Genomic DNA, 22,355 nt, shown 5'->3' on the forward strand with positions numbered 1-22,355 from the left:
CTTGCAGACTTTTTGGCGTTTCTCACGAAGATACGTGGTTCCTTATCTTTGGTGGTACTTGGCCGGGTTCGCGTTCATCGTCTTTACCCAATTGCTGGCGGTCGGCATCATCAACGAAACCAAGAACGCCATCGATGCCGCCGGCGCTGCCGATGCCACCGCGCGAACCGTGGTGCCCTACGTCGTGCGCATCGCCTTGTTCGCCGTCTGTTTGATCCTCGTCCGGACGGGCTCGCGCCTGTTGATTTTCACGCCCGGCCGGTTGATTGAATACCGAGTACGCAACGACTTTTATTCCAACCTCTTACTGCTACAACGGGACTTTTACGAAAAGCACGAATCCGGTGACCTGGTGAGCCGCTGCTCCAATGACATCGGTTTCGTGCGGGCTGCCTACGGTTTCGGGTTCCTCCAGATCGCCAACGTCTCCGTCACCCTTTCGCTCGGCTTGACCGCGATGCTGATGATGGATCTCCAGACCACGATCTTCGTGGCGATTCCGATGATCCTCTCGTTCGCGTTCATTCAGATCAGCATCCGCTACGTGTTCACCTACTGGCGGCGCGCCAACGAGCAGTTGGGCTCGCTTTCCTCTCTCTGTCTGGCTTCCTACAAGGGGATTTCCGCGATTCAGAATTACCACGCGGAGCCGGCGGTGACCGAGCGCTTCAGCGAAAGCAACGAGAACTATCTCGAGACCATGTCGATCGTGACCAAGGTACGCTCGTTCATGATGCCGATGGTTCAGGCCGTGGGCAACCTGAGCATCTTTCTGGTGTTGTGGTTCGTGGGCCCCAAAATCGTGCAGGGCGACCTGACCATGGGCCAGATCACCGCGTTTCTCGGTTACATCGGCCTGGTCATGCCGCCGCTGCTGTCGCTCGGGTGGATGTTGAACGTATTCAATCGAGCCATTCCGGCGATGGAACGACTCCAGGAGATCATTACCGCCAAGCCCACGCTTTTGCCGGCCGAATCCCGGTATGAAAAGGACCCGTCAGGCGCCGGTCCCACCATGGTGCTCGAGAACCTGCACTTTACCTTCACCAGCGACGAAAAGAATCCCAATCCCTTCGGTTTGAAAGATGTCGACCTCACCGTACCGCCAGGAAAGGTGATCGGCATCGCGGGACCACTGGGGTCCGGCAAGTCGGTATTGTTGGAGACGATCCTGCGCCTCAACGATTTACCGGCGGATTGCCTCTACCTCAACGGCGCCGACTGCGCCCGTATGGACCTGGTCGAGTTCCGCGACCATTTCAGTTTCGCGCCGCAAAAGGCATGGCTGTTCTCGACGACCCTTCGCCGTAACCTGTTGATGGCCCTGGACTACCGCGAATGGGAGCGGCCCGGGACCGAAGCCAGATTGTTGGCCGCCATCGAGGCCGCCAGCTTCGACCTGGATCCCAAAGTGTTCCCCCTGGGATTGGAAACCGAGGTCGGCACCAAAGGGGTCATGCTTTCCGGCGGCCAGCGCCAACGCATCGCCCTCGCGCGCGCCCTTCTGAAACCCGCCGATGTCTATATCCTGGACGACGTGCTCTCGGCGGTCGATCACGAGACCGAAAAAAGAATCATTCGCAACCTCAAGACATTCGCCGCCGGCAAATCCTTCCTGATCGCGTCGCACCGCATTTCTGCGATTCAATGGGCCGATGAAATCCTGGTTCTGGGCCAGGGTGGCGTGGCTCAGCGAGGGACGCACGAGACCTTGATCCAAGAGCCCGGGTTCTATCGGGATATCTACCAGTACCAAGCGGAGCATCCCGACGAATGAGCGCAACCCAGCTTTCCAACCGAGAGATCGTGACCCGCTTTTGGGAATTGGCGCGCCCCGAGCGCAAGGGCTACTACTATTCGTTCGTGCTCATGTTCTTCACCTTGGGCGCGGAATTGGCGCGTCCCTTCGTGTTGAAGTGGGGGTTGGACTTCATCGCCGCGGGCGACACGCCGGGCCTCAAGATGGCGGCCCTCGTGTTTCTGGGAATCCTGGTCGGAGAGTACCTGTCCCGAAGCGGTTTCAGTTACCTCATCGCGATTTCCTTCCTGTCCACCGTCAACCGCCTGCGCCTGATCGTCTTTCGCCACGTGCTCCACATGAAAATGGCCTTCTTCGACAAAAAGCCGGTGGGCACCTTGATGACCCGCACCATCAACGATTGCGAATCTCTGGTGGAAACCCTGCGGGCCGGTGTCGGCACGATCCTGGTGGATATGTTCTCCATCGTGATCATCTTTTTTGTCATGCTGAGCCTGGACTGGGGTTTGAGCCTGACCGTGCTGCTGGCCGCACCGCTGGTGCTCTGGGTGGTTCGCTGGTGCGGCGCCATGCTGCGGGAAAAGTACCTGGAGGTACGCAAGGCCTTGGCCGAGGCCAACGGTTTCATGGCTGAGGGCATCAACGGCGTGGAGATCGTCCAGTTGTTCCAGCAGGAGCACGACTCCGCCGACGAATTTGGGCGCATCAACAAGAAGTACCGCAACGCGACCGTGCAGAGCAATGTCTACGACGCCTTGCTGTATTCCTTCATCGATGGCATCGCCGCGTTGGTCACCGCCGCGGTACTCATGGTCGGCTTCAACCTGCGTTTCGGCTTGCTGGAAATCAGCACCCTGATCGTGTTCGTGGACCTGGTGAACAAAATCTTCACGCCCATTCGGGAACTCAGCAACAAATACGCGACGGTGCAACAGGCGCTGGCCGCGTTGCAACGCATTTTCGAACTGGTGCAAACCACCGAACAAATCGAACAGGGCGACCAGGACAATCGTGCGGAAACGCTCGCGATCTCCTTCAAGGACGTGTCCTTCCGATATCTCGAGAATACACCCAACGTCTTGGAAGAAATCAACTTTTCTCTTGAGCCTGGCCAAGTGGTGGCGCTCGTGGGCCAAACCGGTAGCGGCAAGTCCACCATCGGGAAACTGCTCACCCGTGCCTACGACGGTTACGAGGGAGAGATCTGCGTGGGTGGGATCGAGCTGAAGAAATGGAACTACCACGCCTTGCGGGCCAACGTGGGCGTGGTGCACCAGGATGTCGAGTTGTTTCCGGCCACCCTGCGCGAGAACATCAGCATGTTCGATTCGACCATCGACGAAGAGAAAATCCGTTGGGCGATCCACTTGGTCAAGGCCGACCACATGATCGCCGATCTGCCGGGCGGTTTGGATTACGTGGTGCGCGAGGACGGAGACAATCTCTCCGCGGGTCAAATGCAGTTGATCGTCTTCGCGCGCGCTTTGGCGCACGATGCGCCGATCGTCCTGATGGATGAGGCGACCTCCAGTGTGGATTCGGTCACGGAGGCCTGGATTCAAGAGGCGATCGGTCAGATCTTGAAACACAAGACCGTGCTGATCGTGGCCCACCGGCTCTCGACCATCGCGGCTGCCGACCAGATCCTCGTTTTGAAGAGTGGTCGCATTATCGAGCAGGGCAATCATCACGAGTTGCTGGCCATGGAAGACGGTTATTACGCCGGGTTGGTCAATGCGTCCAAACTCCAGGCAGGCGATGAGCCCGTATTGGTGTAAAACGCCGCTCTCGCGGAACGCGCAGCACCGTTCGGCTGCGTGGGGAAAAAGGAGATATCGATGACAGCGAGCCACCGTGGTTCGGACGTTGGGTCCGACCAAGAACGCCTTATGGATCAGCCCTGGTTTCGCCTGCCGGAAGCACCGCCGAGCGATCGGCGGGAAGCGGTCGTGGTGGGGGCCGGGATGGCCGGTGCGGCGGTCGCCTATTCGCTCAGCAAACGCGGATTTCAGGTGAGGCTCCTGGAGCGATCCGACCGGCCGGCCGGCGAAACCTCCAACCACCCTTCGGCGGTGGTGCTGCCCATCATCGCCTTGGAGGCGGCGCCCGTTAGCCAGTATCACGTGGCGGCCTACCGTATGGCTCTGGCGCGCATCGAAACGCTCAACCGATCGGGGGACCTGCCCAGTTGGCGGCCGCGCGGAGTGGTTCACCTTCTGCGGCGGGAGCGATTGGCCAAAATATACGAACAGATCGAGCGCACCCGGCTGCCCGAAGACGTGTTGTCCCGGCTGACCGCGGACGAAGCCGATCGGGTAACCGGCCTGGACCTTCACAAACCGGCTTTGTTCTATCCTTTGGGTGGCGACCTGAATCCTCCGGAAATGGTTCGTGCCCAAATCGATCGCCCCGGCATCGATTTCCAGCCGGAAGCGGGAGTCGCCCGCATTCACCGCGAAGGCGATCAATGGCATCTATGGGACTCCGACGATCGCCTTTTGGCCAAGACCTCGTTGCTCGTGCTCGCCAGTGCCTACGACGTGACCCGCCTTCCCCAGACCGATTGGTTTCCCCTGATCCGGATCCGAGGCCAATTGGCCTACCTGCCCGTCTCCGCCTTTCGGGAACGACCCAAGGTGGTGATCTGCCACGACGGATACATGATTCCCGACGTGGCGGGCCGGCACATCGTCGGCGCCACCTTCGATTACAACGACGACAACGCCGACCTGTCCGAGGTGAGTCACCGCGCCCTGTTGGCCAAATTGGACGACCTGCTCACGCCCGTCGAACCCTTGGACACCTTGCCGATGCAGGGTCGGGTCGCCTTCCGTGCCAAGTGCCGCGACCACCTGCCGATGTTGGGTCCCGTTCCCGATTACGACGCCTACATGCGCGATTACCACGACATCACCAAAGGTCGGCAATACAAGCAGTATCCGCCGGCCCGCTACCTGCCCGGGCTCTACGTCTCGGTCGGTCACGGATCGCGCGGCACCATTTCGAGTATCCTGGCGGGCGAATGGTTGGCCGCCCATCTCTGTGGCGAGTCACTGCCCCTGACGCCCGAAGTGAATCAGGCCGTGCATCCCGCGAGATTCATCGTGCGCCGCCTTCTGCGCCGGAAACCACCGTTGCGTCCCGTGCGCGATTGAGTGTTCGCGAGCCAGGTGCGGGTGGGTGGTTCAGTGGATCTCGCTCATCGACAATTCCTGCAGGCGGAATTGAATCGGTTCCGAATCGCTCTTGCCGAAAACTTCCACGAGCTTCAGCGTTTTGGGTGGCTGGGGTATCGAGTCGAAGTGCAGCACGATTTGCAGGGGAATGTCGGCGGCCAGGAGATTGGAAGCCTCTTTCGCACTTTCCTTCTTGCCCACTTGTACCGTCGAGGCCAGGTATTCCATGCCCTGGTCGTCGATCACCCGCGTTTGCCGAGCTGGATCCGTACCCGAACGACTCGATAGCGTGAGTGTCCGGTCCTGGCCTTTGCTCGTGGCCAGCATGTGCACCGAGAGACGCGAGGTTTCGTGAACCAACTTCTGCATATCGAACTGAATGCCGGCCTGTTCCACCGAGGACACCGACGTCGACTTCGGATCATCCGATTCGCGTTCGAAGAGCGTCACCCGCTTTTCGGCGAGCAGTTCGTGGATGCCCATGGTGTTGGATAGGTAGCCCCGCGTCACACCTACGACCACACCCGTCTGAATGTCCGTCACCTTCATAAAAATGCGGATGTTGTCTCCGAATACCACGTAGGAGCCGACGATGAGGTAATCCACGTCGACGATTTCGCGAATCTTGTCCAACTGAGTCAGGATGTCCAGTTCGCTCGTACCGATCCCGGCCTTGTCGAACTGGAACTGCACGAAATCGTGATCGAGAATGGTGACCGTGGAGACTTCCTTCAGGACCATGGAGAGATCTTCGGCCAGGAATTGGCCCAACTTGGTCCTGCGGCGTTCGTCGTCCGTGAAGGTGAGCACCCCGAAACGATTTTTCTGAGTCGCACTCAAAAGCGGGGCATTGACCACGACGTCTTCCAGATAGCCCGCGATACGGCCGAACTCCACATCGTAGGTATTGCCGCTCCAACCGAGCACGAGCGTGGGGGTTCCCCATATGATCAGACACAGGCCGAGAATTTTCCGGTACCGGGTATTCAACATCGATATGCTCCGACCAAACATCGAATCGTCGCGGTCGCGTCGACATTCGTCATGGTGTGAATTGAGAGAATCACCCGAATTCTAACCGACTTATTCCAGGTTGACGAACCGATATAACGAGAAAAAACCAAATAGCAGGACGATGGCCCAACCGGCTACGATCGGGTGGATCAGGCCGGATGCGCCCATCTGGCGCAATGCCTCGAACAGGCCGAGGAACAGCAGGCCGGCCACGAGGCCCATGCCCACGCCGAAAAAGGTGCCCCGTCGCCCGAATTGGAAACCCAGCGGCAATGCCAGCAGGATCATGATGATGGGCATGAACGGCTGCGCGTATTTGACGTACAACTCGGTCGCGTAGCTGGGTTCGATGTAACCCAACCCCCGGATGTACCCGATGTAACCCCTCAGCTCCTTGATGCTGAACTCCCTGGGTTTGCGTCGCTTCTGAAGCAGGTCGTCGTGCTTCAGGCCCAATGCCAGTGACTCGCCGGCTTCGATCACCGTCAGTCTCGGCACCACTTCGCCCTTGTGGTTCGGGTCTCGAAGGAAAGTCCAGCTCCGTCCGGGAACCTCCGCCTTCCAGCCGTTGTCGAACACCACGCGCGGCAGATCGGTGCGTTGAATCAGGGTCCCGTCGGGCCCTTCCAGCGAATAGCGGCGTAAGCCGATGAGGCGTTTGCCGCGATGGTCGTACACCTGAAAGTTGAGCAACTCACCTGGCGCCGTTTTCAACCAAACGTCCTGGGAAAACGTGGCTTCCGTTTTATTACGAATTTCGTTGCGCAGGGTAGCCGCCCGGCGATTGGAAAAGGGCAGAAAGGTGTTGCCCATGTAGAAGCTGGCCACCGAGGCACCCAGCCCACAGATGATCAGCGGCAGGCAGAGCCGTTGCAGGCTGCCCCCCGCGGCCCTGACGGCGGTGACTTCCTGGTGTTTGGACATGACGGCCAGGAGGATCAGGGTCGAAATCAGCAGGCAGACGAAAAAGGTGAGATCCAGCATCTCGGGGATCTTGTAACCCATGTACCGCAACACCACTTCCAGGGCTACGTCGTTGCGCTGGATGTGCTTGCCGATCTGGGTGTATTCCACGATCAGGGCCAACACCAGGAGGGAGCTCTGCACCAAGAGGAAGATACCCAGAAACGATTTGGTGATGTACATGTCGAGGCGGCTGGGAAAAATGAAGGTCTGCGCCGGGCTTCCGTCGGCTTCGCGCAGCTCGGGATCGGATTTCCGTTTCTTCAGGAAATCGAAAAGCTTCTGGACGGGAAAGGTCAGCCAATGGCCGACACGGTCCTGGGCGCGTCGAAGCGGCTGGCTCCACCACAGATTCTTGCCCACTTGGAGCACGATCCCGATGGCGAGGAACATGATGGCCGGGCCGATCATGCCGATCAGGATCGGAATCTTTTCTTGCGAGGCGGCATCCCGGGCGATCTTGGAGGCCATGAAGAAAATGCCGATCAGGAACAGGCTGGTCCCGAATCCCGAACCACGCCGAACCCGTGCGTGTTTGGCCGCCAGCGGGACGGCGAACAGGCTGAAGATGAGGCATACGAAGGGATTGATGAGTCGCTGGAAGATTTCGATTTCCAGGTCCTGCGTGTTGGGTGCCTGTCCCGATTGCCACCAGCGAACCAGAGTGGGCGTGTCGAACAGATCGCGTGGGGCGCCCTTGAGACCCAGCGCGTCCAGGTCGCCCGGGATCGGCAGGCCCAGCGTCATTTCGCTGGTTTCATAGACCTCGATCGATTGATCCGCCTTGAGGTCCACCCGCACGGCCTGGTAGAGATCCAAATCGCGGGTTTCGTAGATGGTGGCGTGCTCGGCGAGCAGAATCTCTTCCTGCTCCTCGTTGGTGTTGACGAACACCAGCTCCGCCAGTCGATCGCCTTCCAGCCGATCCACGTAGAGCATGCTCTTGCCCAGGGGATTGATGACACCGGGCTGAATGTTGGGCATGGCGATTTCGCGGTAGTTCTTGCTCTGCTCCAGCCAGGCGCGATTCAGCATCGGCCCGATCCAGTTCGACACCAGAAAGAGGAACAGCGTCAACAATCCGCCGTAAACCATGACCGGTCGCGAGAGTCGCCAGAAATTGAGGCCGACGACCTGGGGTGCGATGATCTCCGAATCGGTACTCATGCGCCCGATACCGGCCAGCCCGGCGAACAGGAACGACATGGTGACGGTGATGAACAAAAACCCGGGGATTTCGCTGATGAAGAACAGCGAAAGCAAACCCAGGGGCACTTCGAACTTTCCGCCGCTCAGCTCCGCCACCGCGGCCAGGGTCTTGATGAAAAAGATCCCGTTGTACACCAGCATCGCCATGATGAACGGCCGGTGAATTTCTCCGAAGATGTAGGAGTCCAGGCGGGTCCAAAAAGGCCAAAGTCCCCAGCGACGCAGCGGCGTGGGACCATCGGGGCGGGACTGCTTTTGGGAATTCGCGTTGCTCATTGAACGGCCAAAACAAACGAAATGTGGAAGGACTCGCAACGGGCGAGCCGCGCGTGACAGCGCGTCCGATCGGGGGTGGGCGCGGGTGGCGTCTCTTGGGACGCGAACTCGGAAGTTTAGCACATCCAGGCCGCTCGGGGGCCCGTTCCGGGAGCCGAACCGCCAATTGCGGCGAGGGGCCGGCTGGTGCCCATTGTGTGATCGGCGATCCATAGGGCCTCGAGTGTGACATGTGCGCGGTGCCGGGCGCGATGAACTCGGGTATACTTTGGGGAAAAAGGTCTCGAATACGCCGCTGGGAGGTCTCAAACATGAATCGGAACCATGGTGCGAATGCGTCTTGTATAAGTCTCAAAGCCTTGTTTTTATTGAGTGTGTTGACGTGTGGCGGCTTTGCGCTCGCCGAACCTCCCAACGCCAAAATTCTTTTCCCGCCCTACGATTTCGTATATGCCGCCGGGGTTACGGTGCAAATGGGCACCTTGGGCGACCAGGACGACCTCACCTACGTTTGGACCCTCAGCGACGGCACCACCCTCAATGGTGCCAACGTGGAATTCACCGTTTCCCAACCCGGACCGGTCACGGTCACCATGGTGGCTACCAACACCGCGGGCGAGAGCAGCGTTCCGGACGATCGCATCATCTACTTCTATGATATCGGGACTTTTCAAAACGCGCCGGTCATCACCTCGCTCACCGCTTCGAGTAGTTCCGTCACCTCCGGCAGTCCCGTGACCTTCGACGTCGCCTATGAGGACCCCGATTCCGAGGAACCCTTCAGCGTCCAATGGTTCTGGCTGGAAAACGACCGCCCCAAACGCTTCGAGGGGCCATCCCTGACGCTGCGTCCTACCTTGACCGGCGATTTCCAATCGACCTTGACCATTTCCGTCATCGTCGTCGACCAGGAAGGAAACCCCTCGCTGACGCCCGGGTTCACGACGGTTCAAGTGGTTCCGGGTGGACAGAACCTGCCGCCGAATGGGCGAATCGTCGAACCGGCCGACGATCAGATCAAGGTGGCCACCGGTTCCACCGTCACCTTCCGCGCCGAGGGCGATGATCCCGAAGGCGATCTTCCACTGACCTTCGAATGGACGTTTCCCGACGAGTCGAGCACTACCGAGAACCCCGCTACTTTCACCTTCACCGAACTGGGTTTGAACTTCGTCACCCTGAGCGTCACCGACAGCAAAGGCAATCGCGACCCCGCTTCTCACGTCGTCATCGTCGAGGTTGCCGAGCCGAGCTCCGAAAACGTGACCGTCGGCGTCGTCGTCAACCCCTTGTTCAGCACCCGGATCTTCGCCGACGAGAGCTTGATTCTCAGCGGCTTCCCCGCAGGCGTCGACCGCAACCGGCCCGGATCCTGGACCGCGACAAACCTGATCACCGGCGAGGTGGCGGCGCGTTTGGAAGGCAACAATCCCGGCCGCCTGAAGCTGACGGATCAAGGCCTCTACGAGATCTTTTATTTCTTCGAGGAATTCGGGGCGGTGAGCGAGCGCTCCACCGCGAATGTGCGTTGGGTCTCCGTGCAGGCTCGCGATACCAACCAACCGCCGACCCTGGACTACGACGGGCCCTACGAACTGGTGGCCCGCAACGGGACCGAAGTCTCCATGAACGTGATCCCCAACGACCCGGAGGGAACCGACCTGCGCTACGTTTGGGCGGTGGAGGGCGTCGTTCAGCCGCAGGCCACCGGGACCAGTTTTTCCTTTACGCCCCAACTGGAGTCGGAGGACTTCTTCAAAGGCGTACAGGTGCTCAGCGTGGTGGCCATGGCGGTGGATGGTGAAGGAAAACCGACCACTTTGCCGTTGGCCTACGCGGTCTACGTCTACGAAGATCGGGTGCCGCCCAGAGTGACCATCAACGATCTTCCGGCGGGTCACACCGAATTCGTCCCCATCGGGTCGCGCTACGATTTCAAGGGGATCGTCAGCGGGGGAGAGGGTCTCGACCTGATCTACGATTGGCGTGTCAACTACCTGGATCGCTTGACCCAGCCCACCTTGGTCTCCACCGATTTGGATCCCGAGGATCCCGTATTGGATCGGGTGGGTGTCCTGACCGCCACGTTCAACGCCGAAACGCGCGACCAGACCCTGCGCGCGCTCTACGGTGCCACCGTTTGGATCAGTGTCTACGATCCGGCACAGAAGCCCGAAACCTTCATTACCAAACCGTCGGTCGAGAAACTGACGCTCGAGACCAACCAATCCCTGGTATTCGAAGGCTTCGTCACCGATCCCAACTTCTACAAAGGCCCCGAAAGTTACTTCTACGAACGCATCAGCAACCAAATGATCTGGCGCGTGCTGCGCAACGGCGAGGATTACGGGACCTACAGCCAAAACGAGCCGCTGTCGCTCACCTTTCAAGAGACAGGAACCTACACCATCATTCTCGATTCCCGCAACAACGTCGACTTGAGCCCGGCCCAACCGGATCAGCTCGTCGTGGAGGTCGTGGAGCCCCGTCCCGACGCCAATTTCGAACCGAACAACGCCCAGGCCGAGGCCGCCAATTTGGAACTCGGCAGTTACAGCACCTTCTCCGTGGGTCCCGACGACACCGGTGACTGGTACGCGTTTCAGATCGACCGCGCCGGTGCCGCCATCGAATTGGACCTCGATTTGCGCGAGGTGGACGGTTCCCTGATCGTGGAAGTCTTTCGCGGCGAGGATCGCGTCTATCGCGACGAGTTGACCGGCGGTCGCAAGCATCCCTTCACCTTCGCCGGCGGCGACGCGGGCACCTATTTCCTGCACATCTCCTTGTCCGAGAGCGCCAAACACGCCAAGCGCATGCTTTCGTTCGGGTTCACGGTCACGGTCAGCAATCCGCGCCTGACCTTCGCCTACCCCAAAACCGACGAGGTGGACCTCACCAGCCTGGCGTTGATCAACCCCACCGGCCAATCGGCGACGGCAACCTTGATCGCGCGCGACAGCGAAGGCAACAAGTTGGCGGAGCAGACCGTCGACCTGGCGCCGCGCGGCCACGCCGAACGAACCGTCGAGGGCTATTTCCCCGGCACCAAGACGCTCGAAATCTCCTGGGTCCAGGTTCTCTCCGACCAAAATGTACTGGGGTTGGCCACCACCATGGCGCGCGATGAACTGACCGCCATCGCCGAGCCGGCGATCATCGGCAGCCTGGATGAATTGGTCTTGCCCCACATCGCCCAGGACACCGGGCAGTGGTTCACACGCGCGGCCATCGTCAACACCGCCGGCGAGAACGTGACCGCCGAGTTCCAGGCCGCGGCCGGCAACTACGAGGTCGAAGCCTTTTCCGACGTTCACCAAAGCACGGTCCTCGATTTCGAATCCTTTTTTGGCGGATCGCTTCCAGCCCAAGGCGGCGAGTGGGGCAGTTTCGTGGAAGTCAACGCCAGCCCGGGTTTGAGCGGCTTGGAGATGTTCGGCACCAAAGTGGGCAGCCCGCGCCTGTGTGGGCTCAACCTCAGCAGCGACAAGCAGAAAAATCCCAACTTCGTGTTCCAGGGTCGCGATATCTACTTCCCCCACGTGGCGGCCGATACCAACACCTTCTGGACCGGGATCGCCTTCGTCAACGGTGGGCACCTGTCCACGGGCGTGCGCCTGATCGCCTACAACAGCGCCGGTCAGGAGGTGGCCAGCCGCGACATGGTGCTGGGTCCCTTCGAGAAACAGGTGGGATTGGCGCAAACCTTTTTCCCCGACCTGGCGGCGGACGCGGGCGTGAGCTGGATTCGCCTGCAGACCGACGGCCAGGTTCACGGTTACGAACTTTTCGGTGACAACGACGGCGACAACACCCAATTGGCCGGGTTCCCGGCAGTGACCGGTGGCAGTCGCGAATTGGTGTTCTGCAAGATCCTGTTCGAGCCCGGCAAGTACTACACCGGCCTGGCCGTCGTGAACCTGTCCTCCACCAGCACCGCGCAACTGACTTACGAGGTCTACGACGCGGCCGGCAGCGTTCTTGCCACCGCCAATCGTTCGGTCGGTGCCTTCCAAAAGGACGTGGCCCTGGTGGAAACCATTTTTGGCGGGGTGTTGCCGGAAGGCGCGGTTTGGGTTCGCTTGACTTCGGACCAGCCGTTGGCCGGATTCCAACTGATGGGCGACCTGGAAGGCAAGTTCATGGCCGCCAGTCAGGCCCAGTAGGCCGGCTTCCGATCGGCCTCCGGAGCGGCCGTCCCGGTCGCTCCTTTTTGGCTCTTCTCTCGTTGTGGTCGCTTCGTTTAGAATGGAGCAGCGCGAGCGATTTTTAGGTTATAGGTCCTTTTGCCATACGGTCGCCGAATGACTATAAATATGAGGGATTCACATGTCCTTGGATTTACGCAAACTCAATATTGAATATGACCACACGTTCCCCAGCAACCTCGATTGGTCGCCCGACGGTGCCGCGATTGCCGTCGGCTTCGAAAACGGAGTGCTTCAACTGCTGTCTCCCGAGGGCCAATCGATTTGGCGCAAGCCCGAAGCCCATGACAACATGGTGCGAAGGGTTCGTTTTTCACCCGACGGGTCCCGGCTCGCCACCGCTTCGGTGGACAAGCACGTCCGCATCTGGTCGGTCGAAGACGGCGAGATGCTCGCGGATTTCGAGGGCGCCGACCCCATCATCAGCGTGGCCTGGTCCAACGACGGCACCAAATTGCTTTGGGACGGCCCCGAATGTTGCGCCCTGGTCAAGGACTGCGAGAGCGGCGAGACTCTTTGGGAGACCACCAAACACTACGAGCACGCCACCGTCAACGCCTGGGGACCCAACGACATTCTGGCGACGGGTTCGTTCGACACCTTCATCCACTTGATGGATTATGGCAAAAAGGAATATCTCTATTCGCTGTCCTCCTACAGCAAGGAGATCACGGCGCTGTGTCCCCTGAAACGCGACACCTTCTTTTTGGCGTCCGGTGACATCACCGGCCGGGTCATGCTGCACGATATCGAATCGGGCATGGAGATCATGGACAATCAGAGCCACAAGGATCGCATCAACGATATCGATTCCAGCCACGACGGACGGGCCATCGCCACCGCGTCGACCGACACCACCGTACGGCTCTATTCCACCGAAATGGCCCAGGAGATCCTGTCGTTGCCGTACTTCCAGAAAGAAGTGTGTTCCGTGGCTTTTAGTCCCGACGGAAATTTGCTGGCGGTGGCTTCCGTGTACAACGGAATCAATACCTGGGAAGTGGGTCCCTGGATCCCCGAACCGATCGGGTTTTGAGCTTCGCTCCTCCAGCCTCGCCCTCTTTTTTCGATTCAGATCGAAGGGGGCGATGTCAAGCTCGTTTTGCTTGGGTGGGCCTTGAAATTCGGCATTACATGATTTAGGACACCGATGCCCTGCGTTGACTTTGGCTGGCACCGGAATGCGCCGAAGAAAACTTTACGACATGGAAATTTTTCCCAATCGGTCTTGGGGGTTTCCGCGTTCGAGCCGAACTTTGTCCGGTTCGACATCGCCTGGAGCGTTCACACATCAAGCCCTCGACAGAAATAAACATCTGTTGCGTTTGAGATTCCCAGCCAATTCGCCGATTAAGAGAAAAGAGTTTCTTTAGGAGAATAAATAGAGAATATCCTCTCCTTTCTCGAGCTAGGTATGGATGGCTCGCCGCCCGCTCATCGACGTCCGGAAAGAGATAGAGTCCAGCCCATCGATCTGAATTCGGATCGGGAGTTCAATCAACGCAGCAAAGCAGAGACGGTGCCCAGTCCTATGTCCTACGATGCACAGCTTCGCCGCCGCATAGAAGAACTCATTCGAGAACGCGACGCCTATGCGGAAGCGCTGATGACTTCCAACAGCGCCTTCATGGAGAAGGTGAAGGAATTTTCCATCATCAAACGGATGGGCGAGTCCATGCGTTGGAACTTGGATCAACAAAAGCTGGTGACCGAGTTCGTGGGCATCGTGATCGACGAGACGCTCGCGGAGAACTGCTCGTTGTGGCTGGTGGATCGCGTGGAACAGCGGTTGGTGCTGGCCGCGGCCCAGGGGCAGGACGATCCCCAACCGGTTTTTCTGGCCAATCGCGGCATGGACGGAACCTATCTGCGCCTGGGCCAGGGCGCCGCGGGCTGGGTGGCCAAGCACGGGCAGAGCCTGCTCATCGAGGACGTGTCCACCGATCGGCGGTTCATTCAGCTCGAAAGCGAGATCTCCAATCAGATCAAATCGCTACTCTGCCTGCCGATTTTCGGCGAGAAACACGTGATCGGCGTGTTCAACATGTCCCATCCCAATATCGGCGCCTTTTCCCAAGAGAACGCGCGAGTGCTGCAACTGATCACCGATCAGGCCGGCTTGGCGCTGACCAACTACTTTCTCGTGGAAACCATCCGCGATTTCAACAAAAAGCTGGAGCACACCGTTCTGGAGCGAACCCGGACGTTGCGCCAAAGCGAGGAGCGCTACACCCTGGCCGCGGAAGCCGGCAGGGTCGGTGTCTGGGATTGGAACCTGGAATCCGACGAGTTGTACATCGCGCCCAACCTCAAGGCCATTTTGGGCTACGGCGAGGATGAAATCGAGAACCACATGGCCGCCTGGACCAACATGATCCATCCTGACGACCGCCCTCGCTTTCGCTACGAGTTACAACGGCACCTGGATGGGGTGACCCACCGGCTCGAATGCGAATACCGCATGGTCCATCGAGACGGAACCACCATCTGGTTTTCGGTTCGCGGGCGTGTCAATCGCGACAGTTGCGGCAAACCGGTGCGGGTCGTCGGTTCCAACACCGACACCACCAAGCGCAAACGCATGGAGGAGCGCCTCACCTACTCCGCCTACCACGACGAGTTGACGGGGTTGCCCAACCGGGCCCTGTTCATCGACCGCCTGAAGCACTCCCTCGGCTGCGCCAGCCGCCGCAAGGATTATCGATTCGCCATCCTGTTCCTCGATTTGGATCATTTCAAGATCATCAACGATTCGTTGGGACACCACTTCGGCGATCTTCTGTTGCGGCAGGTGACCCGCCGATTGGAGGCCTGCGTTCGTCCCGGCGACACGGTGGCCCGGTTCGGGGGCGACGAGTTCGCGATCCTCCTGGATCAGATCGCCAACCTGGCCGTGGCGGAGGAAATGGCCAGCGTCATTCTCGAACGGCTCCAGCAGGTGTTCGAATTGGAAGGGCACGAAGTCTTCACCTGCAGCAGCATCGGCATCGCCTTTCCGGCTTCCGGTAAGGAGACCCCCGAAGAACTGTTGCGCGATGCCGACATCGCACTTTATCGCGCCAAGAAGATGGGGCGCGCCCGCTTCGAGGTGTTCGACAAGAGCCTTCACCTGGAAGTTTTGTCCCGGCTCGAACTGGAGCACGATCTGCGTCTCGCGCTCAAGCAGGACGAAATCGACGTCCACTATCAACCCATCGTCGATCTCCGCTCCGGGAAGTTGTCGGGCTTCGAGGCATTGGCGCGTTGGCACCATCCACTGCGTGGCCTGGTGCCGCCCGACGAGTTCATTCCCATCGCCGAGGAAACCGGGCTCATCACCCCGATCAGCAAGTTCATCCTGGCGCGGGCGTGCGACGACATCGTGAAATGGCAAAAGGATTTTCCCGAGATCGGTCCCCTGACCATCAGTGTCAACCTGTCCACCAAGCAGTTCTTGGAGGGAAACCTGATCGAACAGGTTCGCCACGTACTGGGTGAAAGCGGATTGCCGGCCGAGCGCCTCAAGCTGGAAATCACCGAAAGCCTGTTGATGGAAGAGCTGGACATGGTCAAGCTGGTCCTGGGTCAGTTGCGTTCCATGAACGTCAAGTTGATGCTGGACGATTTCGGTACCGGATACAGCTCGCTCAGCTATTTGCACCGCTTCCCCCTGAACACGGTCAAGATCGACGCGTCCTTCGTGCGCAACATGCACCTAGCGGAAGAGAATCTGGCCATCGTGCGGGCGATCAAGATGCTGGCCATCGCGCTCAACATGGAGGTCGTGGCGGAGGGCATCGAGACGCTGGAGCAGGTGCGTCAATTGCGCGCACTCAAATGCGAGTACGGCCAGGGGTATTACTTTTCCAAACCCAAGAGCGGCAGGGAGATCGAAGTGCTGTTGAACCAGTCGCCCGGCTGGAATTCCACCTTCGAACGCAACTGAAGCCGGGGCCCGTCAGCGATCCTTTTGAATGACCAGCCGGGTATGGCTCTCGTCCTTGACCAGGGACCAGGAGAAATCGTTCATGATGGCGAGACAGTCGAGGACCTCGTTCCAGGGTTGTTCCTCGTTGTGGATGTCGACCTCCACATCGGCCAGGCCGTCGTCCAAGACCAGTTCCATGTCGAACGATTCCGCCAGGTTCTGGAACAGGGCGCCGAGGTTTTGGTTCTTTCCGAAAATGCCCTTGATCTTGGGGGTCTTGGTTTGGGTGCCCTGAACGGCACTTTGGAAGACCAGGTTGTCCAGGTGACGCGTCCACTGTAGGCCGACTTCGCTGCTGACGCGATCCATCAGGGACCACCAATCGGCAATGACGAAAACGCCGCTGATGGGATTGACCTCGGAAGGGATGTAGGAATTCATGCGTTCGCGGCCGCTGATGAACGCCAGCACGTCGCGCGCGTCGGCGGCGAAAAAACGACAGGCGTCGGCGTCGACGAGATCTTCGGCGGAAATCCCGTTTTCCAGGCTGGGCAGGAACAATTCCCGTTGGTAGCCGGATTGGTGTTCGACCACCAATTGCTCCATGCGAACCTCCATGAGGAAAAACGGGCCGACCCAATCTCCCGGAGACAACCACTGGCCGCGGATCAGTGCGAATTGTTCGCCTTGAAATCGAACCACACCCGCGGGGTTTCGAAGTGCCTTTTCGGCTTCGAATCGGTCTTGGATCTTCAATTTGGGTTGCAGACCGCGATTGACGATGCCGATGGCGCGAATCAACCGGGCCTTTTGGGTGGGTGAGACGGTGCGTTTGAGCAAATCGCGCAGGGCGGTCAAGCTGGCCTGCTTCTGGTTGTGGACTTCGGCACGGTAGATCCACTGGTCGATCGAAAAATCGTGGCCGCGATGACCGGTACGGGGCTCCACGAACCCGACGCAGGGTAACCAGAAAAGCAGAAGCCCCAGCGTCAGCCCAATGCGGCGGGGCGCCAGGGGCCGACTACGCGATCCAGATGCGTCGATCGTCAATTCGAGCCTCCACCACCGAGCACCAACTTATAACCGATGCCCCGTTGACTGATAATGTAGGTCGGGCGATCGGGGTTGGGCTCGATTTTTTTGCGGAGCAGGGCGATGTGGGTGTCCACGGTGCGCGGGCCCGCTTCCGAATCCATGCCCCAGACCTCGTCGAGAATATCGTTGCGGTGGACCGGCTTTCCGCCGTGGCTGAAGAGAATCCGCAAAAGCTCGATCTCGCGGGTGGTCAGGTGCAGCAAGGCGTCGCCGCGAAAGGCCTCGTAGCGATCGAAGTCCACCACGAGGTCGCCGAGAACCGCCTTGTTTCCGGTAATCGTGGTCGGTGGTTCCGAACCGGTTCGTTGCAGCAGAGCTTCCGTTCGAGCCAGCAACACCCTCGGCGAAAAAGGCTTGGTTACGTAATCGAAGGCACCCATCTTGAACCCGAGCACGATGTCGGAATCGTTGGCACGTGCCGTCAAGACCATGACGGGAAGGCGTGGGTGATTCTGGTGGGCGAATTCCAGGACCCGGGTGCCGTCGATATCCGGCAGGCCGAGGTCGAGAATCACCAGGTTGGGGGTTTGATCGCGCAGGTACTGGATGGCGCCTTTACCGGTGTCGCGGACCTCCGTCGTGTGACCGGCCTCTTCGAACAAATCGGTGAGACCTAATTGCAAACCCGGCTCGTCCTCTACGATCAATATGTTCACCCGATGCCTCCGTTTGTGCCGCCCGTGAACGTCGGGGTCCCGGCGGTCCGTGATGCGTGTCGTCGGCCCCATTTTACCCGAAAAACAGCCGGGCGCCCGGTGCGGTGATTCGCGCGAAATACATGGTTCATGTGGCCTCGGAGATCTCCCGAGGCAGGTCCAGCCTGACCCGCAAGCCCGGTTCGGCGAGGTGAAAGGACATCTTGCCGTGGTGGGCCTTCACGATTTTGTGGCAAAGGTAGAGGCCCAAGCCCAAACCCGTTTCCGGGTGATCGCTGCGTTTGAAGGCCTGGATGCGAGAGAACAGCCGCAGGTCGGGGTTTTCGCCGAAGTCCCGCACCTCGATCACCACCCGGTCACCGCGTTCCTGGGCCGTGACCTCCACGTTCGTGCCCGCGTGCAATCGCCCGTTTTCCAACAGGTTCACCAGGACCTGCTGCATCAGGCCGGCATCCCAGCGGACGCCGATCGATGCCGATGCCAGGTCGATGGACCAGTCGTCACTGAGGTGTTGTGCGTTGGTGCAGGTCTCTTCGAACCAGGGTTTCAAATCGAAGCTGGTCGGTTTGGGTCGCAAGCTCAAGTGCTCGAACTTGGCCGTACTGAGCAGGTTCTCCACCAGGAATTGCATTTTCAGGCATTCGCGCAGGATGTACTGGTGATAGGTTTGGATGCGCGAAGGGAACTGATCGCGTTTGGTTTGCAGCATTTCCGCGAATTGGCGCATGACCGCCAGCGGCGTGCGCAGCTCGTGGGACGTCGCCGCCAACAGTTGCTTTTGGAACTGGTTGACTTTGTGGTACTTGTTGAGTACCGCGAAAATCAGTAACAGCATCAGCTCGATGGCGAGACCGATACCGATATGGATCCACTCGCTACGCCGCAGGCGAGTGTCGCTGGGCAATGGCTGTGGCGCCAGGGTGAGGTTGAGTTGTGCGTAATGCTGCCAGGTCTGTCGGACTTCCATGCGCAGTCCGATGTTGAGCGCTTCCAGGGAGGTGTTCAAGGCGGTCAAGTCGTCGATGGCGTGGCGGGTGAGCACTTCTCTATCGCCCTCGGTCAGTCGAACGAGAAAGGTGTTCGGGTCGTGGTTGATCGTGCCGCCCACGAATTGGCGCTGTAGCCGGAACCGATGTTGCCAGACCGGCGGGAGCTGCTCCAGCAGAAAGGCGTATTGATGCGAGTGAATGCCTTTTGCCACCCAAAACTCCGAACCTACCCGATACATTCGGTCCAGGTCCTGCTCGCTCAGCGGCAGCGGGGCCTGGCGAACCAGCTCCACCCAACCTGCGAACCGTCGCGGCATGCCGGAATAGAAGCGATCCTCGCTGCGCAGGTGACGCAACATGAGTTCGTCCACGGCACTGCGCGGCGAGGCCCGGTATGCGATATAGCGCGCGAAGGTCTCGCGATCGAAAAAGGGTTCCAGCCCCTCGATGGGCTGGTCCTTGTGGTCGCGTCGAAGGGTTTGGATGGCGGTGGAGTTGTTGTCGCGGAAGTGGTGCGACAGGATGCCCGAAAGAAGGTTTTCCCGCTCTTGCCTGAAGGTCGCTCGCAGCCGCGCATCGATTTTCAGGCGTTCTTTCTGGTTGTTCAGACTCTGGATGAGAATGAAGGGACATCCCGCCATCAGCAGTATGATGAGCGCTTTGCCGAGGTTGAGATAGGTCTGGGCCATGTATGTGTGCCGATCCCGGGAATGCCGTTCGCATCATGACTTGGCGCGCCTGTCGGGATCTCCGACGCCGTGGCCCTTCCATGCGGCCGAAGAACACGCCTTCGTGGGCGCTTTGACTGGGAAAGAGTCGCGTGTCGTCGATCCGTGTGACGGCTCGTCATGGATGCGGCCGGACCCCGGATCGGATGCCGACCGCATTCCCGCAGTGAAGTGATTGCCGAAAGGCGGAGAATTATTCTTCGGACTTCTCTTCTTGTTGTTCCTCGGCCTTTTCTTCGGCGAGTTTCTTCCGCAGTTTTTCGATGGCTTCCTTGTCCTTGCGGTGAAAATGTTCGTTTTCCTTGTCGTAACCCTGTTGTTTCAAATCTTCACTAACCATCGACGCCTCCATGTGTAGGTAGAAGTGTGCAACGTGTGCTCTCGATTTTTTCGAGTTTCGATTGATTGTTGACAGCATGAGATCCTATGGCGCCATTCTACCCGAACCTGGGAAATTGTTGGGATCCCGTTTTGGTTTGGGCGACCTAACCCCATATTTTTCTGGTTTTTAGTCGAGTTTGGGCGTTTTATACCCGCTGCCGCCCGTCCTGGGAGGTGCGACTTTGGTGATGTCTAGAGGGTCGATACGGGACGAGTGGTCGCCTTTCGAGCTCGCTTGTGGTTGGTGCCCATCCCGAAACGGCGGTTTTTTTGAAATGGTTCCTCGGAACCGGTAGGTCCTTAATGTAAACTGGTGTCGGCAGTCAAGGATCAAGAGCCAGCTAATTGCCTGTGAGCAGGTGTTTTGTTGAGACCTGACGTCTAAGATCCGATGCCGTGCCCAACCAGCCAAACCAATTTGGAAAGTGCAATCATTCCGTTTCTAGACGGGCACTGGCTATAATTCGCCTTGAACCATCGACTTCATGGAGGACCCTCAATGTTCAAGAACAAGGTGCGCGTTGTGTCGCTTTGTCTGCTCGTGGCCGCGCTGACGGTTTGTACCGAATCTCAAACCGAATCCCAGACCAAGTCCCAGATCAACCTGGCCGTGGATGTCGCGACTTTCGATCAGGCGATCAAAAAGGAAATGGCCGTGGAAGGTCAGGCGGTGCTGTTGGACGTGCGGACACCCGAGGAATTCAAGCAGGGCCACATCGCGGGGGCCGAGTTGATGAATTTCCACGATCCGAAGTTCCAGGCACGCCTGGGCAAATTAGCCAAGGACAAGACCTACCTGGTGTACTGCCGGTCCGGCGGGCGCAGCGGCAAGACGGCCAAGATGATGAAGGAGCTGGGCTTCGTGCGGGTCTACGACCTGGCCGGCGGGATGATCGACTGGAACAAGAAAAGCATGCCGGTGAAAAAAAACCAGGAGTGAATCGGGCCGTTCGATCACGGCCCTGATCGAAGTGGAAACGATCGCCACGAGGCCTCGAGCGCCATGCGAAGGCAACCGTTTCACCTTCACCGGGGTTTTCGCTATTTGGATCCTTTTTTCTTTTTGTAGGGTTTGTTGTTGCGTTCCAGAATCTTCCCACCCAGCGCTTCCAACCAGTCGATATAGGCCGATGCGGAGGCCGAATCGGTGGTCAGGAGCACCTCTTCCGACGGATCGTCCGGCTCGTAGTATTCGCGGGTCATCCAGCCGTTGAGCCCCTCGTTTTGGTGGACCAGCACCTTCACCTCGCCATCCTCGGCGGACAGGGTGGCGATGGGGTCCAACGTCTCGTCGCTGAGACCCTCGAAGCGGATCGTGCTCAGCTTCTTGGTGCCTTGGCCGGGGTCCAGGTAGCCGCAGAGCCAGGTGAGTTCCAGTTCGTCCCATTCACAGAAATCGACGAGGTCGGCCATCGTCGTGAAGTGCAGGATCACGCGATGATCGACGACCTGTTTGCTGTCGTCGAACGGCACGATGACGACGTGGTTGTGCTCGATCAACTTGGAGTTCAGTCCCTCGAACAGGATTTCGCCCTTGAACGCGTGAACCGGTTCGAGTTCCAACCTCGGCAGGTTTTCGAGCGCGATCGTGGCCAGTTGCTGGGTGGCGAAGGCCGCGAACGAGGGACTGATGATTTCGGGCTTTTCCATGTCGCTGTTGAATCCCCAGACGCTCGGGTCGTCCTCGCTGTCGTCCATGTCGAGGTACCAGGCCGAAAAGGTGTCGTGGGCGAGCACGAGCGGTCTTTCCGGCAGCATGGCTTCGTTCAGGCCCATTTTGGCCATGGCGGTTCGTTGCTTGGGAACCTTCCGGTGGTCGGGGGGTGGCAGTGGTGCCAGGACCGGCTTGAAGGCGCTGTGATATCCGATGCACTTCCAGAATTCGCGGACGGATTCCGGCAGGTCGTCCACGGCCTCCACCTTTTCCCGGTTGAGGGGGTAGCCACGGATGTGTTCGGATAGGAACAGGTACAAGGAATTGAAGTTGGTCACGA

General features: G+C 59.1%; 14 protein-coding genes. 7 read left to right on the plus strand and 7 right to left on the minus strand.

Going from position 1 to position 22,355, the window contains the following annotated elements; translation table 11 throughout:
• Positions 1–34 precede the first annotated feature (34 nt).
• The 3 genes from J3U87_RS01140 (at position 35) to mnmC1 (ending at position 4,914) form a co-directional block, all read left to right on the plus strand.
• The gene (locus tag J3U87_RS01140) at positions 35–1,777 is read left to right on the plus strand and encodes an ABC transporter ATP-binding protein (RefSeq protein ID WP_237381186.1); all 1,743 of its coding nucleotides are present in this window, start codon (positions 35–37) and stop codon (positions 1,775–1,777) included.
• Positions 1,774–3,537 (plus strand): ABC transporter ATP-binding protein, encoded by a 1,764-nt coding sequence (locus J3U87_RS01145; RefSeq protein WP_237381187.1) that lies wholly within the window; start codon positions 1,774–1,776, stop codon positions 3,535–3,537. Before J3U87_RS01140 ends, J3U87_RS01145 begins: the two co-directional genes overlap by 4 nt.
• A 111-nt stretch (positions 3,538–3,648) precedes the next feature.
• The gene (gene mnmC1 / locus J3U87_RS01150; RefSeq protein ID WP_237381188.1) at positions 3,649–4,914 is read left to right on the plus strand and encodes an FAD-dependent 5-carboxymethylaminomethyl-2-thiouridine(34) oxidoreductase MnmC1; all 1,266 of its coding nucleotides are present in this window, start codon (positions 3,649–3,651) and stop codon (positions 4,912–4,914) included.
• Positions 4,915–4,944: 30 nt separating this feature from the next.
• Here the strand turns inward: mnmC1 and J3U87_RS01155 are convergent, their stop codons facing one another.
• Both J3U87_RS01155 and J3U87_RS01160 read right to left on the minus strand, forming a co-directional pair.
• Positions 4,945–5,928, minus strand: a complete 984-nt coding sequence (locus J3U87_RS01155) for a hypothetical protein (RefSeq protein ID WP_237381189.1) — start codon at positions 5,926–5,928, stop codon at positions 4,945–4,947.
• Positions 5,929–6,018: 90 nt separating this feature from the next.
• Entirely contained in the window at positions 6,019–8,397 is a 2,379-nt protein-coding gene (locus tag J3U87_RS01160; RefSeq protein ID WP_237381190.1) for an LptF/LptG family permease, read from the minus strand.
• Between the two features lie 311 nt (positions 8,398–8,708).
• On the opposite strand from J3U87_RS01160, the gene J3U87_RS01165 reads away from it, so the two are divergent.
• The 3 genes from J3U87_RS01165 (at position 8,709) to J3U87_RS01175 (ending at position 16,530) form a co-directional block, all read left to right on the plus strand.
• Positions 8,709–12,563, plus strand: a complete 3,855-nt coding sequence (locus tag J3U87_RS01165; protein WP_237381191.1) for a PKD domain-containing protein — start codon at positions 8,709–8,711, stop codon at positions 12,561–12,563.
• A 163-nt stretch (positions 12,564–12,726) separates the two neighbouring features.
• On the plus strand, positions 12,727–13,641 hold the full coding sequence (locus J3U87_RS01170; protein WP_237381192.1) for a WD40 repeat domain-containing protein: 915 nt from the start codon (positions 12,727–12,729) through the stop codon (positions 13,639–13,641).
• A gap of 495 nt (positions 13,642–14,136) precedes the next feature.
• A complete protein-coding gene (locus J3U87_RS01175) occupies positions 14,137–16,530 on the plus strand; it encodes an EAL domain-containing protein (RefSeq protein ID WP_237381193.1) in 2,394 nt (797 codons plus the stop codon).
• Positions 16,531–16,542: 12 nt separating this feature from the next.
• Here J3U87_RS01175 and J3U87_RS01180 read toward each other — a convergent pair whose 3' ends face one another.
• From J3U87_RS01180 to J3U87_RS01195, 4 genes are all read right to left on the minus strand, one after another.
• A complete protein-coding gene (locus J3U87_RS01180; RefSeq protein ID WP_237381194.1) occupies positions 16,543–17,562 on the minus strand; it encodes a hypothetical protein in 1,020 nt (339 codons plus the stop codon).
• Positions 17,559–18,263, minus strand: a complete 705-nt coding sequence (locus J3U87_RS01185; RefSeq protein ID WP_237381195.1) for a response regulator transcription factor — start codon at positions 18,261–18,263, stop codon at positions 17,559–17,561. The genes J3U87_RS01180 and J3U87_RS01185 overlap by 4 nt, the downstream gene beginning before the upstream one ends.
• Before the next feature lie 127 nt (positions 18,264–18,390).
• On the minus strand, positions 18,391–19,941 hold the full coding sequence (locus J3U87_RS01190; RefSeq protein WP_237381196.1) for a sensor histidine kinase: 1,551 nt from the start codon (positions 19,939–19,941) through the stop codon (positions 18,391–18,393).
• A 232-nt stretch (positions 19,942–20,173) separates the two neighbouring features.
• Complete coding sequence (locus J3U87_RS01195; RefSeq protein WP_237381197.1) at positions 20,174–20,320, minus strand: hypothetical protein; 147 nt, start codon at positions 20,318–20,320, stop codon at positions 20,174–20,176.
• A 540-nt stretch (positions 20,321–20,860) separates the two neighbouring features.
• Here J3U87_RS01195 and J3U87_RS01200 point away from each other — a divergent pair.
• Positions 20,861–21,301: a rhodanese-like domain-containing protein gene (locus tag J3U87_RS01200; RefSeq protein ID WP_237381198.1), complete on the plus strand. Its 441-nt coding sequence runs from the start codon at positions 20,861–20,863 to the stop codon at positions 21,299–21,301.
• A 101-nt stretch (positions 21,302–21,402) separates the two neighbouring features.
• Here the strand turns inward: J3U87_RS01200 and J3U87_RS01205 are convergent, their stop codons facing one another.
• Positions 21,403–22,353 (minus strand): SMI1/KNR4 family protein, encoded by a 951-nt coding sequence (locus J3U87_RS01205; RefSeq protein ID WP_237381199.1) that lies wholly within the window; start codon positions 22,351–22,353, stop codon positions 21,403–21,405.
• Positions 22,354–22,355 lie beyond the last annotated feature (2 nt).

Source organism: Sulfidibacter corallicola (assembly GCF_017498545.1).
Classification (GTDB): Bacteria; Acidobacteriota; Holophagae; order Acanthopleuribacterales; family Acanthopleuribacteraceae; genus Sulfidibacter; species Sulfidibacter corallicola.